Source organism: Mesorhizobium sp. M0715 (assembly GCF_040320355.1).
Taxonomy (GTDB): domain Bacteria; phylum Pseudomonadota; class Alphaproteobacteria; order Rhizobiales; family Rhizobiaceae; genus Mesorhizobium.
Map to the genome: position 1 here is coordinate 166,621 of NZ_JAMYPL010000007.1, position 17,655 is coordinate 184,275.

Consider the following 17,655-nt stretch of genomic DNA (forward strand, 5'->3'; position numbering starts at 1 on the left):
CATGTCAGCCAAGCACCCCATCATCACCATCACCGGGTCGTCGGGCGCCGGCACGACCTCGGTCAAGCGCATCTTCGAGCTGATTTTCCGGCGCGAGAACATCGAGGCCGCTTTCATCGAAGGCGACGCATTCCACCGCTACGACCGCGCGGCGATGAAGGCAAAGGTGGCCGAGGAGGAAAAGGCCGGCAACCCGAACTTCACCCATTTCAATGCCGCGGCCAACGAACTCGGAATTCTCGAAGAGGTGTTCGCGGAATATGGCCGCCGCGGAACCGGCAAGACCCGCACCTACATTCATGATGAGGAAGAGGAAAAGCAGCACGGCACGCCCCCGGGAACCTTTACCGAATGGCGCGAATTCGCTCCCAGCGACCTGCTCTTCTACGAGGGGCTGCACGGCTGTGTCGTCACCGACACGATCAATTTGGCCAAGCATGCGGATCTCAAGATCGGCGTCGTGCCGGTCATCAATCTCGAATGGATCCAGAAGATCCATCGCGACCGTTCGACACGCGGCTATTCCACCGAGGCGGTGATGGACGTCATCCTGCGCCGGATGCCCGACTATGTCCGCTACATTGTCCCGCAATTCTCGCAGACCGCCATCAACTTCCAGCGCGTGCCGATCGTCGATACGTCCAACCCGTTTATCGCGCGCTGGATTCCGACGCCCGACGAATCGATGCTGGTTATCCGCTTCGCCAATCCGCGCGGCATCGATTTTCCGTATCTGCTGTCGATGATCCACGACTCGTTCATGTCGCGGCCAAATTCCATCGTGGTGCCAGGCAACAAGCTCGATCTTGCCATGCAGCTGATCCTGACGCCGCTCATTCTGCAATTGACTGAACGCAAGAGCCGTGTGTCGTGAGGAGGATGCAATGACCAGCCAAACAGCACTGAAGCCCGTCACCACAACCGCTCCCGTCTCGGAGCGCGACATGGCGAACGCCATTCGCGCGCTGGCGATGGACAGCGTCCAAAAGGCGAATTCGGGTCACCCTGGCATGCCGATGGGCATGGCCGATGTCGCAACGGTGCTGTTCAACCGCTTCATCAACATCGATCCGTCGAGGCCGGGCTGGCCCGACCGTGACCGTTTCGTGCTTTCAGCCGGCCACGGCTCGATGCTGCAATACGCGCTGCATCATCTGCTTGGCTATGAAGACATGCAGATCGAGGAATTGCAGCGATTTCGGCAGTTGGGCAGCCGCACCGCCGGACATCCGGAATACGGCCATGCGCTTGGCGTGGAGACCACCACCGGACCGCTCGGACAGGGCATTTCCACGGCGGTCGGCATGGCGCTGGCGGAACGTATGCTTGCCGCCCGCTATGGTACCGATCTGGTCGATCATCATACCTATGTGATTGCGGGCGACGGCTGCCTTCAGGAGGGCATCAGTCACGAGGCGATAGACCTCGCTGGTCACCTGAAGCTTTCCCGCCTGATCGTCTTCTGGGACGACAATGCGATTTCCATTGACGGGCCGACCTCCCTCTCCACGTCGATGGACCAGCCGGCGCGCTTCAAGGCCGCCGGCTGGGATGTCCAAAGCGTCGCCGGCCACGACATGGAGGCAGTCGCCGCGGCAATCGAGTCGGCGCGGCGGTCGGATCGGCCATCGCTGATTGCCTGCCGCACAGTGATCGGCATGGGTGCCCCCAATCTCGGCGGTTCGGAGAAGACGCACGGCGCACCGCTGGGTGAAGCAGAGATCGCCGCGACACGCGAAAACATCGGCTGGGCCCACGCGCCGTTCGATGTGCCGGATGATATTTTTTTCGCCTGGCGCGAGATTGCCGGTCGCGGCGAAGCGATGCGGCGCGCCTGGGAGCAGCGGCTTGCCGCCTCGCCGCGGCGCGAGGCTTTTGAGAGCGCCGTCGCGGCCGAACTGCCCGACACCGTCTTCAAAGCGCTCGACGCCTTTCGTCGCGAACATGTCGAGAAGGCAACCAAGGTGGCGACGCGAAAAGCCTCCGAAATGGCGCTGGAGGCCATCAACGGCGTAACGGAATTGACCGTCGGCGGCTCGGCCGATCTGACGCATTCAAATCTGACGATCACCAAGGGCATGAACCGCATTGCGCCGGGTGATTATGCCGGCCGCTACATTCACTACGGCATTCGTGAGCACGGCATGGCGGCCGCCATGAACGGCATCGCGCTGCATGGCGGTTTCGTGCCCTATGGCGGTACGTTCCTGTGCTTCGCCGATTATGCGCGCGGCGCGATGCGGCTCTCGGCGCTCATGGGCCAGCGCGTCATCTATGTGATGACACACGATTCCATCGGCCTCGGCGAGGACGGCCCGACGCACCAGCCGGTCGAGCACCTTGCGATGCTGCGTGCCACGCCTAATCTCAACGTCTTCCGCCCGGCGGATGTCATCGAAACGGCGGAGTGCTGGGAACTCGCGCTAAAGAGCAAGGATCGGCCGAGCGTCCTGGTGCTGTCGCGCCAGAACTTGCCGATGCTGCGTCGGTCGCACAGCGACGAGAACCGCTCCTGCCAAGGCGCTTACATCCTGCGCGAGCCGTCAAAGCACCGCGCCGTCACCCTGATCGCCACCGGCTCGGAGGTCGAGATCGCGGTTGCTGCCGCCGAAAGGCTGGAGACCGAGCATGGCGTCGCCGCCGCCGTCGTGTCGATGCCGTGCTGGGAGCTTTTCGAGGAGCAGGAAAGCGCCACCCGCAAGGCCGTCCTCGGCTCGGCGCCGCGCGTCGCGGTCGAAGCGGCAGCCCGGCTGGGCTGGGACCGCTGGATCGGCGAGACCGGTGCTTTCGTCGGCATGACCGGCTTCGGCGCCAGCGCCCCTGCCCCCGACCTCTACCGGCATTTCAACATAACATCCGAAGCGGTTGCTGCAGCGGCGCTGAAGCTCATCATCTAGGAGGATTCACAATGGCTCGCATCACCCTTCGCCAGCTTCTCGACCATGCCGCCGAGCACGGCTACGGCGTTCCGGCATTCAACATCAACAACATGGAACAGGGCCTCGCCATCATGGAGGCGGCCAAGGCCTGCGACGCGCCAGTCATCATCCAGGCTTCACGTGGCGCCCGGTCCTATGCCAACGACATCATGCTGGCCAAGATGATGGAGGCGCTGACCGAAATCCACCCGGCCATCCCGCTATGCATCCATCAAGACCACGGCAACAGCGAGGCCACCTGCCTTTCCGCGATCCGCCACGGCTTCACCTCGGTGATGATGGACGGATCCTTGATGGCGGACGCCAAGACGCCGGCAAGCTACGACTACAACGTCGCCATAACCGAACGCGTCGCACGCATGGCGCATTGGGTCGGCGCTTCCGTCGAAGGCGAACTGGGCGTGCTCGGCTCGCTGGAAACCGGCCAAAGCGAGGCGGAGGATGGCCACGGCGCCGAGGGCGCGCTCTCTCACGACCAACTCTTGACCGATCCCGATCAGGCGGTCGACTTTGTGACTGCAACCCAGGTCGACGCGCTGGCGATTGCCTGCGGCACCTCGCACGGCGCCTACAAATTCACCCGCAAGCCGGACGGCGACATCCTGGCCATGCAGGTGATCGAGGCGATCCACGAGAAGCTGCCCAACACGCATCTGGTCATGCACGGCTCTTCCTCGGTGCCGCAGGAGCTGCAGGACATCATCAACAGATACGGCGGCGAGATGCCCCAGACCTTTGGCGTTCCGGTCGAGGAGATCGAGCGCGGCATCCGCTACGGCGTGCGCAAGGTCAACATCGACACCGATTGCCGCATGGCCATGGCCGGGCAGTTCCGCCGCGTCGCGACGGAAGACCCGCGCGAGTTCGATCCCCGCAAATTCCTGAAACCCGCCATGGATGCCTTGCGCGACCTTTGCCGGGACCGCTTCGAGCGCTTCGGTACGGCGTCCAACGCCTCGAAGATCAAGGTCATCGCCATGGACGAGATGGCGAAACGTTACGCCGCGGGAAAACTCGACCCCCATATCGCAACCGCGAAAGCCGCCTGAGCAACAAACAGGAGACCTGTCATGAACAAGATCGACATACTGCCAGTGGGGACGCTCAAGGAAGGCAAGGAACGCTACAAGTCAGGGGTCATCCCCTACAAGAAGATGGGCTATTGGGAGCCTGACTACAGGCCCAAGGAAACCGATCTGATCGCCATGTTCCGGATCACGCCGCAACCCGGTGTCGACCACGAGGAGGCGGCGGCGGCCATCGCCGGCGAATCCTCCACTGCGACGTGGACCGTGGTGTGGACCGACCGGCTGACCGCTTGCGAGCTCTACCGCGCCAAGGCGTTCAGATCCGAGCCGGTGCCGAACACCGGTCCCGGAACCAAGACCGAGCAACAGTACTTCGCCTACATCGCCTACGACCTCGACCTGTTCGAGCCGGGCTCGATCGCCAATTTGACCGCATCGATCATCGGCAATGTGTTCGGCTTCAAGGCAGTCAAGGCGCTGCGGCTGGAAGACATGCGTATCCCGGTCGCGTACCTCAAAACCTTCCAGGGGCCGGCGACAGGCATCGTGGTAGAGCGTGAGCGGCTCGACAAGTTCGGCCGGCCGCTGCTCGGCGCTACGACGAAGCCGAAGCTCGGCCTCTCGGGCCGCAATTATGGGCGCGTCGTTTACGAAGCGCTGAAGGGCGGCCTCGACTTCGTCAAGGACGACGAGAACATCAACTCGCAGCCCTTCATGCACTGGCGCGACCGCTTTCTCTACTGCATGGAGGCCGTGAACAAGGCGTCGGCCGCCACCGGCGAGGTCAAAGGCCATTATCTTAACGTCACCGCCGGCACGATGGAGGAGATGTACGAGCGCGCCGAATTCGCCAAGCAGCTTGGTTCCTGCATCGTCATGATCGACCTCGTCATCGGCTACACGGCGATCCAGTCGATGGCCAAGTGGGCGCGCCGCAACGACATGATCCTGCACCTGCACCGTGCCGGCAACTCGACCTATTCGCGCCAGAAGAACCACGGCATGAATTTCCGCGTCATCTGCAAATGGATGCGCATGGCCGGCGTCGACCACATCCATGCCGGCACGGTGGTCGGCAAGCTGGAAGGCGACCCGCTCATGATCAAGGGATTTTATGACACGCTGCGTGAGGAGCGCACGCCGCAGAACCTCGAAACCGGGCTGTTCTTCGATCAAGAATGGGCCTCGCTCAACAAGGTGATGCCCGTCGCCTCGGGCGGCATCCATGCCGGCCAGATGCATCAGTTGATCCACTATCTCGGCGAGGACGTCATCCTGCAGTTCGGCGGCGGCACAATCGGCCATCCGGACGGCATCCAGGCAGGCGCGACGGCCAATCGCGTCGCCCTGGAAGCGATGATCCTGGCCCGCAACGAGGGGCGCGATTATTTGCGCGAAGGGACCAAGATCCTCGAACAGGCGGCCAGATGGTGCACGCCGCTGAAGGCTGCCCTGGAGACCTGGAAGGACGTCACCTTCAACTACGAATCGACCGACACGGCCGACTTCGTGCCAACCGCAACGCCCAGCTTCTAGACGAAAGGAACCATCGTCATGATGACCAATCCGGGAAACAAGGTCACGCAGGGACAGTTCTCGTTCCTGCCAGACCTGACCGATGAGCAGATTTCGGCGCAGATCAAATACGCGCTGAAGAACCATTGGGCGGTCAGCGTCGAGTACACGGACGATCCGCATCCGCGAAACACCTACTGGGAAATGTACGGCAACCCGATGTTCGATTTGAAAGATCCGGCGGGCATACTGCTCGAGGTCAATGCTTGCCGGAAAGCCTGTCCGAACATGTATGTGCGGGTAACCGCCTTCGATTCGACCAAGGGCTGGGAAGCGCCGCGCATGTCGTTCATTGTCAACCGGCCGCCCAGCGAACCCGGGTTCCGGCTGCTGCGCCAGGAGCGCGACGGCCGCAGCCAGGGTTATTCGATCGTGCCTTATGCGACCGACAGGCCAGAGGGCGAGCGGAGCTAGCTGAACCATGCTGAACGCGATGACCAAGGACGCTGCCGCACAGGACGCGACGGTTGATCTGCAGGCCGAGTTCGAGGCCTCCAACATCGACGAGGTGATGGACAAGCTCGACCGTGAACTCGTTGGCCTGAAGCCGGTCAAGACCCGCATCCGCGAGATCGCCGCTCTCCTCCTGGTCGACCGGCTTCGCCGCAAGTTCGGGCTGACCTCGGGCGCCCCGACGCTGCACATGAACTTTACGGGAAATCCCGGCACCGGAAAGACCACCGTGGCGCTGAGGATGGCCGAAATCCTGCATCGTCTGGGCTATGTCCGCGAAGGCCACATGGTCGCCGTGACGCGCGACGATCTTGTTGGCCAGTATGTGGGCCACACCGCGCCCAAGACCCGCGAGGTGATCAAGCGTGCCATGGGCGGCGTGCTTTTCATCGACGAGGCGTACTATCTCTACAAGCCCGAGAACGAACGCGACTACGGCCAGGAATCGATCGAAATCCTGCTGCAGTGCATGGAGAACAACCGTGACGATCTGGTTGTGATCCTTGCCGGCTACAAGAACAAGATGGACCGCTTCTTCGACAGCAATCCCGGTATGCGTTCGCGCATCGCCCACCATCTCGATTTCCCCGACTATGGTGTCAGCGAACTGAAATCAATCGCCGAGATTATGCTCGCGGAGCAGAATTATCGCCTCAGCGAGGCGGCATCCCGTGCGCTCGAAGAGTATCTTCCGATCCGCATGAGGCTGCCGCATTTCTCCAACGCGCGTTCGGTCCGCAATGGGCTCGATCGGGCACGGCTGCGGCAGGCCAACCGGCTTTTCGCATCGCGCAGCAGGGTGTTGACCAAGGCCGATCTTGTCACCATCGAGGAATCCGACATCCGCGGCAGCCGCGTGTTCGCGGAAGGGAAACTCGAAGGCGAACCGGAGACGAAGATGCGCTGACGGGATGAAGCCGGCTGGCGCAGAGACCAACAGCGCAGACAGGATTGGAGACGACGACCATGGTCACCAGGACAATCATCGCACCCTCCGTGCTTTCCGCGGATTTCTCGCGGCTCGGCGACGAGGTCGAAGCTGTCGTGCGGGCGGGTGCCGACTGGATCCATCTCGACGTGATGGACGGGCATTTCGTACCCAACATCACCTTCGGTCCGCCGGTGATCAAGGCGATCCGCGACCGAACGGACAAAGTCTTCGACTGCCATCTGATGATCGCGCCGGCCGACCCCTATCTGGCCGCCTTCGCCGACGCCGGCTGCGACATCATCACGGTGCACGCCGAGGCCGGGCCGCATCTCGATCGTTCCCTGCAGGCGATCAAAAATCTCGGCAAGAAGGCCGGCGTATCGCTGAATCCTTCGACGCCGGAGAGCGCCATCGAATATGTGCTCGACAGGCTCGACCTGGTGCTTCTGATGACGGTCAATCCAGGCTTTGGCGGCCAGGCCTTCATTTCCGCGGTCATCGAGAAGATCAGGCGAATCAAGGCACTGGTTGGCCACCGCCCGATTGACATCGAAATCGATGGCGGCGTCACGGCCGAAACCGCCCCGCTGGTCGCCGCGGCCGGCGCCAATGTGCTGGTCGCCGGGTCGGCCGTGTTCAAGGGGGGCACCGAGGCGGCCTATCGCGCCAACATTGGAACCATCCGAAAGGCGGCCGACGGTGCGATCCGGAAAGCCGCGTAAACCATTCCATCGGAGGCAAGCATGGCGGCCGTCCCCCCTGTCTGCGATTTCGGCTGGCGCGCCATCGATGCCGTTTTGCCTGACGTCGACGGCAGGTCGCATTCGATCTTCAGCCAGGCCGGCCCGAACGGCCTGGTCGTGGCCTTCATCTGCAATCACTGCCCTTATGTGAAGGCGGTGATTTCACGTATCGTGCGCGATGCCAACGACCTCAAGGCCGAAGGTATCGGCTTTGTCGCGATCAACTCAAACGATGCCGATGCCTACCCGGAGGATTCCTTCGACCAAATGAAGCTCTTCGCCACGACGAGCGGCTTCAGCTTCCCTTACCTGCACGACCAGCACCAAACTGTGGCGCGCGATTACGCAGCCGTGTGCACTCCCGATTTCTTCGGGTTCAACAGCGAGTTGGGACTGCAATATCGCGGTCGGCTGGACGCCTCGCGACGAGAAGCCGGAGCGCCCGGGCTGAGACGCGATCTGTTCGAGGCGATGAAGCAGGTTGCCCGAACCGGCGACGGGCCGCTGGACCAGATCGCCTCGATCGGCTGCTCGATCAAGTGGAAGGATGCCGCATGAACGTCGGCGCAGGTAGGCCGCTTCGATCGCCGAAGGCGATCCTGTTCGACCTCGACGGCACGCTGGTCGACTCGGCGCCGGACATAGCGGCCGCAGTCAACGAATTGCTGGCCAGCCGCGATCTGCCGCCGCTGCGCCTGGATCAGGTCACGGCCATGATCGGCGGCGGCGTCAGGAAATTGATCGAGCGAGCCTTCGCGGCGTCGGGAGCGCCACTGCTCGGTAACGCTCTCGATGAGGCCAACCGCGTCATGGCGCCTATCTACCGCCGGCATCTGACCGGCCTGACAAGGCTGATGCCTGGCGTCAGGGAGGCTCTCACCCACTTTCATTTGGGCGGGGTAAGCATGGGGGTGGTAACCAACAAACCGCAGTTGGCGACCCGCGAAATCCTGCTTCATTTCGGATTGACGGAATATTTCGGCGCCATCGTTGGCGGAGACGCGGTGACATTCCTGAAACCGGCGCCCGATGCCCTGCTGCTGGCGTTGGCACAGCTTGGGGTCGACGCCGGTGACGCGCTGCTGGTCGGAGACAGTGGCGCTGACCTGGGCGCCGCACGCGCCGCCGGCTTGCCCGTCATTCTGTTGCGCGGCGGCTACAGCCACATTCCGGTGGAAGAGCTTGGCGCCGACCTTGTTTGCGACAGCCTTTTCGATCTGCCTTCGGCAATGCAGAGGCTGCAAGCCGATGCGTGATTGAGGCGTCCGCCGGCCGAACGCAAATTCGAACGGCCGGCTGCGCTCTATTTCGAGAATTGCTTCAGATAGGCAATGACATTGGCGATGTCTTCGTCCTGCTTGAGGCCGACAAACGCCATCTTCGTTCCTTTGACCATGGCCTTGGGATCGTGAAGATAGGTCTTCAGTGAGGGCTCATCCCATTTGACGCCGGATTTGCCAGCCGCGACCATCGCCTGAGAATAGCTGAACCCCGGGTGTGTTCCAGCCGTTCGGCCTATGACGCCGTTCAACGACGGGCCGACCTTGTTCTTGTCCTGGTCGGCGACGTGGCAGACCTTGCATTTGGCGAAGACCTTCTCACCCGCCGCCGCATCCTGTGCCTGGGATTGGCTCGCGATGAAGGGCACAACGGACATGACTGCGAAAAATGCGATTGCGCGCATGGCATTTCCTCATTGATCGTCTGGGTGCCCTGGACGATTTGCGCATGCCGATCCTTTGATCCGTCGGCATGCGCCTTACGCGGTGGTGTGGAATATCCGCTTCTCCCGTGGAGCCGCGCCGCGTGATTCAGAAGCTAATTGGCATGTTGTGAAAGTCAATCGTACAAAGGTTTAGAGGCCTGGGTGCTCAACAGACCCGTCCATTCGTCTTTGTTGACGGTGATCCGGCGAGCGCGTAGCTTGACCTCACTCCGGTTTCTCCATTGGCACCTCGGGAAATCCGGCAAACGGTGATTTTGCCCTCGCTTCTGGTTGGGCTGAGCTCGCCGGGATGAGCGTTTGGGAACGCGCAAGAGGTGCTGAATGGACATGGTCGATCTCATATTGACGGTTTGCCTCAGCGCCAATCCGAGCAATTGCCGAGACGAACATCTCTATTTCGAGAGCCGCGGCACTCTGTTCCAATGCATGATCCTTGCCCCCAGCGAAATCGCGAAATGGTCCCAAGAACACCCGACCCTCAAGGTCATGCGCTGGAAATGCGCATTTCCAAACAAGGAACGAGCCATCTGATTTGGCAGCGCGGAACCCTGGGGAGGAGGTGTCATGATGGTTTCACGGCGCATGACGTTGCGTCTGGCGGTTCTCGGGACAGCCGCTGTTCTTGCTACCAGGCCGGGCGTTGCGGCAGCCAGGATTCGCCTCGGTGTGCTGAAGTTTGGAACCGTGAGTTGGGAACTCGATACGCTAAGGCAGCACAAATTCGATGCCGCGAACGGGATCGGTCTGGAGATCATCGACTTCGCCGGCGAGGATGCAACCAACGTCGCGATGCTGGCTGGCGCGATCGATATGATCGTCTCCGACTGGCTGTGGGTCTCGCGCCAGCGCTCCGAAGGCGGCGACCTCACATTGACCCCCTATTCGACCGCGGTGGGTGCGATCATGGTGAAGGAGGATTCGCCGATCCGGACGGTCGCCGATCTCAAGGACAAGAAGATCGGCGTCGCCGGCGGCCCGCTCGACAAGAGTTGGCTGCTGATACAAGCGCTGACCAGACGCGATCTCGGCGTCGACCTGTCGGCAACCAGCGACATCGTCTTTGGCGCGCCGCCACTGATTTCGGAAAAGGCGATACAGGGCGAACTCGATGCAGTGCTGAATTTCTGGCATTTTTGCGCCCGTCTCGAGGCCAATGGCTTCCGTCGATTGATCGGCGTGAATGACGCGGCAAAGACGCTCGGGGCTCTGGGACCCGTTTCGGCGCTCGGTTACGTCTTCCATGACCAATGGGCCAACGAGAACCCCGATGCCGTCAGGGGTTTCGTGAGGGCGTCCGCGCAAGCCAAGGACTTGCTGGCCAGATCCGATGACGAATGGCTGCGCCTGGCGCCGATCATTCGCGCGGAAGGCAAGGAACTGGAAAAACTGCGCGATCGCTACCGCCAGGGCATTCCCAGCCGGTCGATCGCCGAGGAAGCGGCCGACGCCGGGAGGCTATACCATGTGCTTGCGGCGATCGGCGGCGCGAAGCTTGTCGGCAGCGCGCCGGAAATGGCGCCCGGCACGTTCTGGCAGGACCCCGAGAAATGACCGCATTGGGAACCGACGGCGCGCGTGATGCCCCGCCGACCATGTCCGGCCGACGCAATCTGGCGACGGCACTCATGCCCGCGCTGACCGTAGCGGTCTCCCTGCTCGGGCTTTGCCTGCTATGGAACCTTGCGGCAAGTGTCTGGCCAAGCCGTGCCTTTCCAGGACCTGGGCAGGTCTGGCAGGTGCTTCTCAGGGAGGCTGCGAGCGGCGACCTTTTTTACCATCTCGGCGTGACCCTCGGCCGGGTCGCCGCGGCATATATCGTCGCAATGATCATCGGATCCGTCATCGGCGTTTTGCTCGGCAGCCATCGTCGCGTCGACCGTTTTTTCAACCCGTGGGTGATCCTGTTCCTCAACATCCCGGCGCTGGTGGTCATCGTCCTCGGCTATATCTGGTTCGGCCTCAACGAGGTGGCGGCGATCGGCGCGGTGGCGGTGAACAAGATCCCGAATGTCGTGGTGACGATGCGCGAAGGCGCCAGGGCGCTTGATCCAAGTTACGCCGAAATGGCCACCGTCTATCGCTTCGGCCGCCTTGAACGCATCCGCCATATCCTGCTGCCGCAATTGCAGCCCTATCTTGCCGCCGCATCGCGATCCGGCATCGCCCTCATCTGGAAGATCGTCCTGGTCGTCGAGTTGCTCGGCCGCTCGAACGGTGTCGGCTTCCAGATCCATCTCTATTTCCAGCTCTTCGATGTCGCCGCCATTCTTGCCTACACGCTGGCTTTCGTGGCGGTGATGCTTGTCATTGAACTTCTCCTGGTGCAGCCCGTTGAACGACATGCAACCCGTTGGCGCCGTCGTCCCGCTTAAGGTCGACATCGCCGAAAAGACCTTCAGGTCCGCGCGAGGCGTCTCGATCACGGCGCTTCAGGACCTTTCCTTCGAGGTCCGGCAAGGCGAATTCGCCTGCTTGCTGGGACCGTCGGGCTGCGGCAAAACCACGACGCTGCGTATCCTGCTTGGCTTGGACAAAGACTTTTCCGGCTCCTTCCAGTTGCCGCAAGGAGGTTCGAACCGCATCGCCGCCGTATTCCAGGAACCGACCCTGCTGCCGTGGCGAACGGTGGAGCAGAATGTCAGGCTGGCGTTGCCGAAAAGCTTGAGAGCGAAAAATCTCGACAGGCTGTTCGACACGCTCGGCCTCGCCGGCATGCGCTCGCTCTATCCTGCCGAACTGTCGCTCGGCCTTGCGCGCAGGGCAGCACTTGCCAGGGCTTTCGCCACCGAGCCGGCGGTGCTTTTCCTGGACGAACCCTTTGTCTCGCTCGACGAACAGACCGCCGAGCGGCTTCGGCATCTGCTTTTGACCGTGTGGTCGGCACGGCCAACGACCGCCTTGATGGTGACGCACAATCTACGCGAGGCACTGATGCTGTCGGACCGCATCATCGTGCTCGCGCCGCGGCCAACCCATGTGCTCGGCGTGTTCGACGTACGGCTGCCACGGCAACATCGCAATTCGCAGGTGATGAGCGACCTTCTGCGGTCGTTCCATCATAGATTTCCGGACGTCACCTGATCGCCAGCAGGCGAAATGCATATCGGAGGCCTTCATGTCGGTTGATCTGCTAAGACGCAGGCTTGTGAGTGGCTTCGCCTGCACCGCCACCAGCGCCGCCTTGCTGCCATGCTGCCTCGGACGAGCCGCTCTGGCCGCAGGCGGCAGTTCTCGGTTCTCGGTCAGGCAAATCGCCGACGGCGTCTTCGCCTTCCAGGGCGCGGATGAGTTGATGACCGCCGCCAACGACGGTGCGATCTGCAATCTGGGCGCCGTCATCGGCACCGATGCGGTTGCCGTCATCGACAGCGGTGGCAGCCTGATCGAGGCGCACGCCTTTCTCGCCGCGATCGGAAAGCTGACAGCAAAGCCGGTTCGCTTCCTGGTCAACACCCACATGCATCCCGACCATATCTTCGGCAATGCGGCATTCCGGAAGATCGGCGCGACCATCGTCGGTCACCGCAATCTGCCGCGTGCCCTCGAGGCGCGTGGCGCGTTCTATCTGCACAACTATCGCGAACAGCTTGGCGAGGCGCTGATGGAGGGGATCGAGATCGTGTCGCCGACCATGCTGGTCGACGATCGCCTGCAACTCGACCTCGGCGGGCGCATGATCGAACTGCGGGCATGGAAGGCGGCGCACACCGACAACGACCTGACCGTGTTCGATCCCGCGACCAGAACGCTCTTTGCCGGCGATCTCGTGTTTATGGGCTCCTTGCCGACGCTCGACGGATCCCTGCTTGGATGGCTCCGCCAGATGGATGCGCTCACCGCGATCGACGCCGCGCGCGTCGTTCCAGGTCATGGTCCTTTAACGGCCGACTGGCCACAGGCGCTGGCGGGGGAGCGACGCTATTTCGAGGTTCTGGCGCGCGATATCCGCAAGGCGATCGCCGACGGAACGCCGCTGCGCGAAGCAGTCAAAACCGCTGGCGAAAGCGAACGGGATAATTGGCACCTGTTCGACGACTACAACGAGCGCAACGCAACGGCCGCATTTGCCGAACTCGAATGGGAATAGACGACACCGACATGCGCCAGGCAGCTGTAAGGCACGGCGATTTGCCAAGGCGTCGCCAAAGGCTTATCCTCAACGCCAGCCTGGGCACCACCTCTCTTGCATTGGTGGAGGCATCGAAATGCAAAATCACGCTTACTCGAGCCGGCAGCTCGCTTTGCCACTCGCATTCGTTTTCGTCGCGATCATCTTGGCCATCGGCACGCTGCTCGGCTCCTCGGGAACCGCCAGCGCACAGCAAACAACCGCGTCCTCGGATAGGATCTGGCAGGATTTGAAGGGCGACGTGTTCGGCGATCGGGCAATTCTGGTCGATACCGGCGTCGTCAGGATCGAAGCGCCGAAGCGGGCGCAGGATGCCGCCATCGTGCCCGTCGACATCTATCTCGATCCAGCCAAGGCGCCGGACGGCATCAAATCCGTTACCTTGATCATCGATGCCAACCCTGCACCGGTGGCGGCAACGTTCCAGCTCGGCAAGGATGCCGGCGTGACGCATCTGTCGACGCGCGTGCGCGTCAACGACTATTCCTATCTGCGTGCCATCGCTGAGACGCAGGGCGGCCAACTCCATATGGCGCAGACCTTCGTCAAGGCGTCAGGCGGATGCTCCGCCCCTGCGGTCAAGAACCAGGACGAGGCCAACGCGACGATGGGTCAGATGAAGCTGCGCCAGTTCCCGCCCAAAGAGACGATGACCAAGACCGAGGAACTGCAGTTGATGATCCGGCACCCTAACAATTCGGGGCTGCAGCGGGATCCGCTGACCCAGTATTTCATACCGGCGCATTTTGTCCAGAAACTGTCGATCTCCCAAGCCGGCCAGCCGATCCTCTCCATGGAAGGTGGAATATCGATTTCGGAAGACCCCAATTTCCGATTTGATTTCACCGTGCACGGCAACGGCGAAATCCAGGTTGAAGCGATCGATACGGATGGCAAGACATTTCGCAATCAGTGGCCGCTGGAGACAGCGGGACTCTGAAGTCTCGATATCCTGCCGGACTGCCGGGTGCTTGCCAGCTTGACCCCGAAAGTGGAGCTTGTTTCGGGAAGGTACTGTCCAGACAAAGGATGGAACTCCATCCGGCTTGCGGATTTGAGCAGGTTCTAAAAGCAGCGCACGTCGGCTTCCGACTGCGCGCGCTTCAATTCGGTACGGGCTGCCTTCGCCGGTGCGCTCTCGCGAAACAGCCCCGCGTTTTCCCCCGTGGTCAAAGACATGCTCTTGAAAGTCTCGGCTCTCTCATAGTGGTCGTAGGGAAGGATCGAGGCGATGACGTCGATCGAGCAGGAACAGCTTTCCAGCGCCTGACGTGTCTGGCCGTTCGTCTGCATGCAGCCGAGCACGTAATCGGCAATCGTTGCTGTCGGGTAATCTCCCGCGGCGCCCGCCGGGTTTGCGAAGGCCAGCGGCGCGGCAAGGAGCAGCGGCAAAGTCGAAAATCCAACATATCTGATCACGGGAAAACCTCCGGTTGGCCTGGGCGTGATGCGCCCAGTCGGGATCACCGTGGCAGTTGGCAACGTGCCGCAGAGTCAGTCAAGCGCCCATGGCTTCCGTATACGACCAAAGGAGGAATGCGGTGCTGGTCGACGGTGGTTCCGCATGGGGCCCCCATGGCCCGCTCCACGCTCCAACTCCAACGATCATCTCATGCTTGGCTCACTATCGTTTCCCAACGGGCACGTACATGGCCATGCCGAGACATCGAAGTGAATACCTCCAAATAAAATCCACGCTTAGGTGAAATGTAAAACTCATAAAATAATCAAATTTTATCCGGCCCACCGTTATTTCTCAATCAGGAATACTTCATCTAACAAATACTACCCCACTTATTTCCTTATATTGCGCCGCAGCATTTACGATATTGCGGCGCAAAAAAACACCCAGGCTTTTTTGCTTGCCTAGCGTTTTGCGATGACATAGCCTCACCCTGTTTCCGGCTTCAAGGGCGTCACCGTCATTAGGGAGCGGCGACAGTCTTTCGTAGGCCAAGGTGAGGTGGGCAGTAACGGTGCCCTCTGCACATCTGGCTTAGGTCGTGACACGCTGCCGGAAATATTTCCCCCCCGTGAATCGCTTGGGCAAGCCCTTGTGGGCTCAGCAAATGATTCATCACTATGAACCTCGGGAGGAATTCGGATGCGTGTACTTACGAAAGCTACCTATATTCTAACCACTGCGGCGTTTCTGTCGCTCGGCGCGGCCTTTACGGCGTCGGCTAACGAGGACCTTGCAAAGCTGGCTTCGGATTCGAAGAACTGGGCAATGCAGACGGGTGACTACGCCAACACCCGCTATTCCAAACTCAACCAGATTACTGCGGACAATGTGAAGAACCTGCAGGTCAAGTGGACCTTTTCCACCGGCGTGCTACGAGGCCACGAGGGTGGACCGCTTATCATCGGCGATGTGATGTATGTCCACACGCCTTTCCCGAACAATGTCTTTGCGCTCGACCTCAAGAATGACGGGAAGATCCTCTGGAAATACGAACCCAAGCAGGATCCCAACGTCATTCCGATCATGTGTTGCGATACAGTCAATCGCGGCGTTGCCTATGGTGACGGCAAGATCATTCTCAATCAGGCCGACACCACGGTCGTCGCCCTCGACGCGAAGACCGGCAAGGTCGTCTGGTCGGTCAAGAACGGCGACCAGACCGATGGCGGCAAAGGCGAATCCGGTACGGCTGCCCCCGTCGTCGTCAAGGACAAGGTGCTCATCGGCGTATCCGGCGCCGAATTCGGCGTTCGCGGCTGGCTGGCCGCCTACAATCTGAAAGATGGCAAACTCGCCTGGAAAGCCTATTCGGAAGGTCCGGACGCGGACACCCTGCTCGATCCTGAGAAGACCACGCATCTCGGCAAGCCGGTGGGCAAGGATTCCGGCACGAACACCTGGGAAGGCGAGCAGTGGAAGACAGGCGGCGGCACGACATGGGGATGGTATTCCTATGATCCCAAGCTGAACCTGGTCTACTATGGCACCGGCAATCCCTCGACGTGGAACCCGGTACAACGCCCCGGCGACAATCGCTGGTCGATGACGATCATGGCCCGCGATGCGGATACCGGTGTTGCCAAATGGCTCTACCAGATGACCCCGCATGACGAATGGGACTATGACGGCATCAACGAGATGATCCTCGTCGATGGCATGGAGGTCAACGGCGCCAAGCACGACGTGCTGGTGCATTTCGATCGCAATGGTTTCGCCTACACCATGGATCGCGCCACCGGCGACCTTCTCGTCGCCAAGAAATACGATCCGGCCGTGAACTGGGCGACGGAAGTCGTCATGGACCCCAAGAGCGAACAATATGGTCGCCCGCAGGTCGTGGCGAAATATTCGACCCAGCAGAACGGCGAAGACACCAACTCGACGGGCATCTGCCCGGCGGCGCTTGGAACGAAGGACCAGCAGCCGGCGGCCTATTCGCCGAAGACCGGGCTGTTCTATGTCCCGACCAACCATGTCTGCATGGACTATGAGCCTTACAAGGTGAGCTACACCGCCGGTCAGCCTTATGTTGGCGCCACCGTGTCGATGTATCCCGCACCTGGCGGCGACGGCAACATGGGCAACTTCATTGCCTGGGATGCGGCCAAGGGTGAGATCGTCTGGTCGAAGCCCGAGCAGTTCTCGGTGTGGTCGGGTGCGTTGGCGACAGATGGCGACGTCGTCTTCTACGGTACACTCGAAGGCTACATCAAGGCGGTCGATAAGGACGGCAAGGAACTCTACAAGTTCAAGACCCCGTCCGGCATCATCGGCAACATCACGACCTACGAGCAGGGCGGCAAGCAGTACATCGCCGTTCTGTCCGGCGTCGGTGGCTGGGCAGGTATCGGCCTGGCAGGCGGCCTGCTTTCGCCTGATAACGCCGCTGCCTGGCATGGCGCCGTCGATCAGGGCCGTGCCCAAGGCGACGAGGCCGCGGTCGTTGGCACCGCTGGTCTTGGTGCCGTCGGCGGCTACGCGGCACTTGCCGACTACACGACGCTGGGCGGTCAGCTCACCGTCTTCGGTCTCCCGGATTGATGCGCCGGGAACCTTGAGCACGCCTCGGGTCTTGTGAGACCAAAGGCTTGAAGAACGAGAGCCCGGATCATCCGGAAGCCATGTCCGGGCTCTCGATTCGGTTACGCACCCAAAAACACCGATCA

The 17,655-nt window shown here is 61.4% G+C and carries 18 protein-coding genes; 16 read left to right on the plus strand and 2 right to left on the minus strand.

Annotated features, from left to right (window positions below; translation table 11 throughout):
* The first annotated feature begins 1 nt into the window (after window position 1).
* Genes NKI21_RS11335 through gph form a run of 9 tightly spaced genes read left to right on the plus strand, consistent with a single transcriptional unit; the run spans window position 2 to window position 8,925 of the window.
* Complete coding sequence (locus NKI21_RS11335; RefSeq protein ID WP_352440189.1) at window positions 2-874, plus strand: phosphoribulokinase; 873 nt, start codon at window positions 2-4, stop codon at window positions 872-874.
* A gap of 10 nt (window positions 875-884) precedes the next feature.
* The gene (gene tkt, locus NKI21_RS11340) at window positions 885-2,897 is read left to right on the plus strand and encodes a transketolase (RefSeq protein ID WP_352440188.1); all 2,013 of its coding nucleotides are present in this window, start codon (window positions 885-887) and stop codon (window positions 2,895-2,897) included.
* 11 nt (window positions 2,898-2,908) lie between these two features.
* Window positions 2,909-3,988, plus strand: coding sequence for a class II fructose-bisphosphate aldolase (gene fba, locus NKI21_RS11345; RefSeq protein ID WP_023810402.1), 1,080 nt, complete (start codon window positions 2,909-2,911; stop codon window positions 3,986-3,988).
* A gap of 21 nt (window positions 3,989-4,009) precedes the next feature.
* Window positions 4,010-5,503 (plus strand): ribulose-bisphosphate carboxylase large subunit, encoded by a 1,494-nt coding sequence (locus tag NKI21_RS11350; protein WP_023810401.1) that lies wholly within the window; start codon window positions 4,010-4,012, stop codon window positions 5,501-5,503.
* Between the two features lie 18 nt (window positions 5,504-5,521).
* On the plus strand, window positions 5,522-5,956 hold the full coding sequence (locus NKI21_RS11355) for a ribulose bisphosphate carboxylase small subunit (protein ID WP_013532057.1): 435 nt from the start codon (window positions 5,522-5,524) through the stop codon (window positions 5,954-5,956).
* 7 nt (window positions 5,957-5,963) lie between these two features.
* Window positions 5,964-6,902: a CbbX protein gene (cbbX, locus tag NKI21_RS11360; RefSeq protein WP_023810399.1), complete on the plus strand. Its 939-nt coding sequence runs from the start codon at window positions 5,964-5,966 to the stop codon at window positions 6,900-6,902.
* Between the two features lie 59 nt (window positions 6,903-6,961).
* A complete protein-coding gene (rpe, locus tag NKI21_RS11365) occupies window positions 6,962-7,648 on the plus strand; it encodes a ribulose-phosphate 3-epimerase (protein ID WP_352440186.1) in 687 nt (228 codons plus the stop codon).
* Between the two features lie 21 nt (window positions 7,649-7,669).
* The gene (locus tag NKI21_RS11370; RefSeq protein WP_023810397.1) at window positions 7,670-8,227 is read left to right on the plus strand and encodes a thioredoxin family protein; all 558 of its coding nucleotides are present in this window, start codon (window positions 7,670-7,672) and stop codon (window positions 8,225-8,227) included.
* Window positions 8,224-8,925: a phosphoglycolate phosphatase gene (gene gph / locus NKI21_RS11375; RefSeq protein ID WP_352440185.1), complete on the plus strand. Its 702-nt coding sequence runs from the start codon at window positions 8,224-8,226 to the stop codon at window positions 8,923-8,925. Before NKI21_RS11370 ends, gph begins: the two co-directional genes overlap by 4 nt.
* Before the next feature lie 47 nt (window positions 8,926-8,972).
* Here gph and NKI21_RS11380 read toward each other — a convergent pair whose 3' ends face one another.
* Window positions 8,973-9,353: a c-type cytochrome gene (locus NKI21_RS11380; RefSeq protein WP_023810395.1), complete on the minus strand. Its 381-nt coding sequence runs from the start codon at window positions 9,351-9,353 to the stop codon at window positions 8,973-8,975.
* Between the two features lie 363 nt (window positions 9,354-9,716).
* On the opposite strand from NKI21_RS11380, the gene NKI21_RS11385 reads away from it, so the two are divergent.
* The 6 genes from NKI21_RS11385 (at window position 9,717) to NKI21_RS11410 (ending at window position 14,464) form a co-directional block, all read left to right on the plus strand.
* Window positions 9,717-9,926, plus strand: coding sequence for a hypothetical protein (locus tag NKI21_RS11385; protein ID WP_023810394.1), 210 nt, complete (start codon window positions 9,717-9,719; stop codon window positions 9,924-9,926).
* A 33-nt stretch (window positions 9,927-9,959) separates the two neighbouring features.
* On the plus strand, window positions 9,960-10,946 hold the full coding sequence (locus tag NKI21_RS11390; protein WP_023810393.1) for an ABC transporter substrate-binding protein: 987 nt from the start codon (window positions 9,960-9,962) through the stop codon (window positions 10,944-10,946).
* Window positions 10,943-11,767, plus strand: a complete 825-nt coding sequence (locus NKI21_RS11395) for an ABC transporter permease (protein WP_031212962.1) — start codon at window positions 10,943-10,945, stop codon at window positions 11,765-11,767. Before NKI21_RS11390 ends, NKI21_RS11395 begins: the two co-directional genes overlap by 4 nt.
* On the plus strand, window positions 11,736-12,476 hold the full coding sequence (locus NKI21_RS11400; RefSeq protein WP_023810391.1) for an ABC transporter ATP-binding protein: 741 nt from the start codon (window positions 11,736-11,738) through the stop codon (window positions 12,474-12,476). The genes NKI21_RS11395 and NKI21_RS11400 overlap by 32 nt, the downstream gene beginning before the upstream one ends.
* Before the next feature lie 34 nt (window positions 12,477-12,510).
* A complete protein-coding gene (locus NKI21_RS11405; RefSeq protein ID WP_352865590.1) occupies window positions 12,511-13,482 on the plus strand; it encodes a quinoprotein relay system zinc metallohydrolase 2 in 972 nt (323 codons plus the stop codon).
* 118 nt (window positions 13,483-13,600) lie between these two features.
* Complete coding sequence (locus tag NKI21_RS11410) at window positions 13,601-14,464, plus strand: quinoprotein dehydrogenase-associated SoxYZ-like carrier (protein ID WP_023810389.1); 864 nt, start codon at window positions 13,601-13,603, stop codon at window positions 14,462-14,464.
* 125 nt (window positions 14,465-14,589) lie between these two features.
* Here the strand turns inward: NKI21_RS11410 and NKI21_RS11415 are convergent, their stop codons facing one another.
* Window positions 14,590-14,943, minus strand: coding sequence for a hypothetical protein (locus NKI21_RS11415; RefSeq protein ID WP_023810388.1), 354 nt, complete (start codon window positions 14,941-14,943; stop codon window positions 14,590-14,592).
* A gap of 685 nt (window positions 14,944-15,628) precedes the next feature.
* Here NKI21_RS11415 and NKI21_RS11420 point away from each other — a divergent pair.
* On the plus strand, window positions 15,629-17,530 hold the full coding sequence (locus NKI21_RS11420) for a methanol/ethanol family PQQ-dependent dehydrogenase (protein WP_127293373.1): 1,902 nt from the start codon (window positions 15,629-15,631) through the stop codon (window positions 17,528-17,530).
* Window positions 17,531-17,655 lie beyond the last annotated feature (125 nt).

Excerpts from the sequence above, each read along its gene's own strand:
- cbbX (WP_023810399.1), top strand. The coding sequence starts at position 5,964 with ATGCTGAACGCGATGACCAAGGACGCTGCCGCACAGGACGCGACGGTT.
- NKI21_RS11380 (WP_023810395.1), bottom strand. The coding sequence starts at position 9,353 with ATGCGCGCAATCGCATTTTTCGCAGTCATGTCCGTTGTGCCCTTCATC.
- NKI21_RS11390 (WP_023810393.1), top strand. The coding sequence starts at position 9,960 with ATGATGGTTTCACGGCGCATGACGTTGCGTCTGGCGGTTCTCGGGACA.
- NKI21_RS11410 (WP_023810389.1), top strand. The coding sequence starts at position 13,601 with ATGCAAAATCACGCTTACTCGAGCCGGCAGCTCGCTTTGCCACTCGCA.
- NKI21_RS11405 (WP_352865590.1), top strand. The coding sequence starts at position 12,511 with ATGTCGGTTGATCTGCTAAGACGCAGGCTTGTGAGTGGCTTCGCCTGC.
- tkt (WP_352440188.1), top strand. The coding sequence starts at position 885 with ATGACCAGCCAAACAGCACTGAAGCCCGTCACCACAACCGCTCCCGTC.
- NKI21_RS11370 (WP_023810397.1), top strand. The coding sequence starts at position 7,670 with ATGGCGGCCGTCCCCCCTGTCTGCGATTTCGGCTGGCGCGCCATCGAT.
- NKI21_RS11335 (WP_352440189.1), top strand. The coding sequence starts at position 2 with ATGTCAGCCAAGCACCCCATCATCACCATCACCGGGTCGTCGGGCGCC.
- gph (WP_352440185.1), top strand. The coding sequence starts at position 8,224 with ATGAACGTCGGCGCAGGTAGGCCGCTTCGATCGCCGAAGGCGATCCTG.
- NKI21_RS11395 (WP_031212962.1), top strand. The coding sequence starts at position 10,943 with ATGACCGCATTGGGAACCGACGGCGCGCGTGATGCCCCGCCGACCATG.
- NKI21_RS11355 (WP_013532057.1), top strand. The coding sequence starts at position 5,522 with ATGATGACCAATCCGGGAAACAAGGTCACGCAGGGACAGTTCTCGTTC.
- NKI21_RS11385 (WP_023810394.1), top strand. The coding sequence starts at position 9,717 with ATGGACATGGTCGATCTCATATTGACGGTTTGCCTCAGCGCCAATCCG.
- NKI21_RS11400 (WP_023810391.1), top strand. The coding sequence starts at position 11,736 with ATGCAACCCGTTGGCGCCGTCGTCCCGCTTAAGGTCGACATCGCCGAA.
- NKI21_RS11420 (WP_127293373.1), top strand. The coding sequence starts at position 15,629 with ATGCGTGTACTTACGAAAGCTACCTATATTCTAACCACTGCGGCGTTT.
- rpe (WP_352440186.1), top strand. The coding sequence starts at position 6,962 with ATGGTCACCAGGACAATCATCGCACCCTCCGTGCTTTCCGCGGATTTC.
- NKI21_RS11350 (WP_023810401.1), top strand. The coding sequence starts at position 4,010 with ATGAACAAGATCGACATACTGCCAGTGGGGACGCTCAAGGAAGGCAAG.
- fba (WP_023810402.1), top strand. The coding sequence starts at position 2,909 with ATGGCTCGCATCACCCTTCGCCAGCTTCTCGACCATGCCGCCGAGCAC.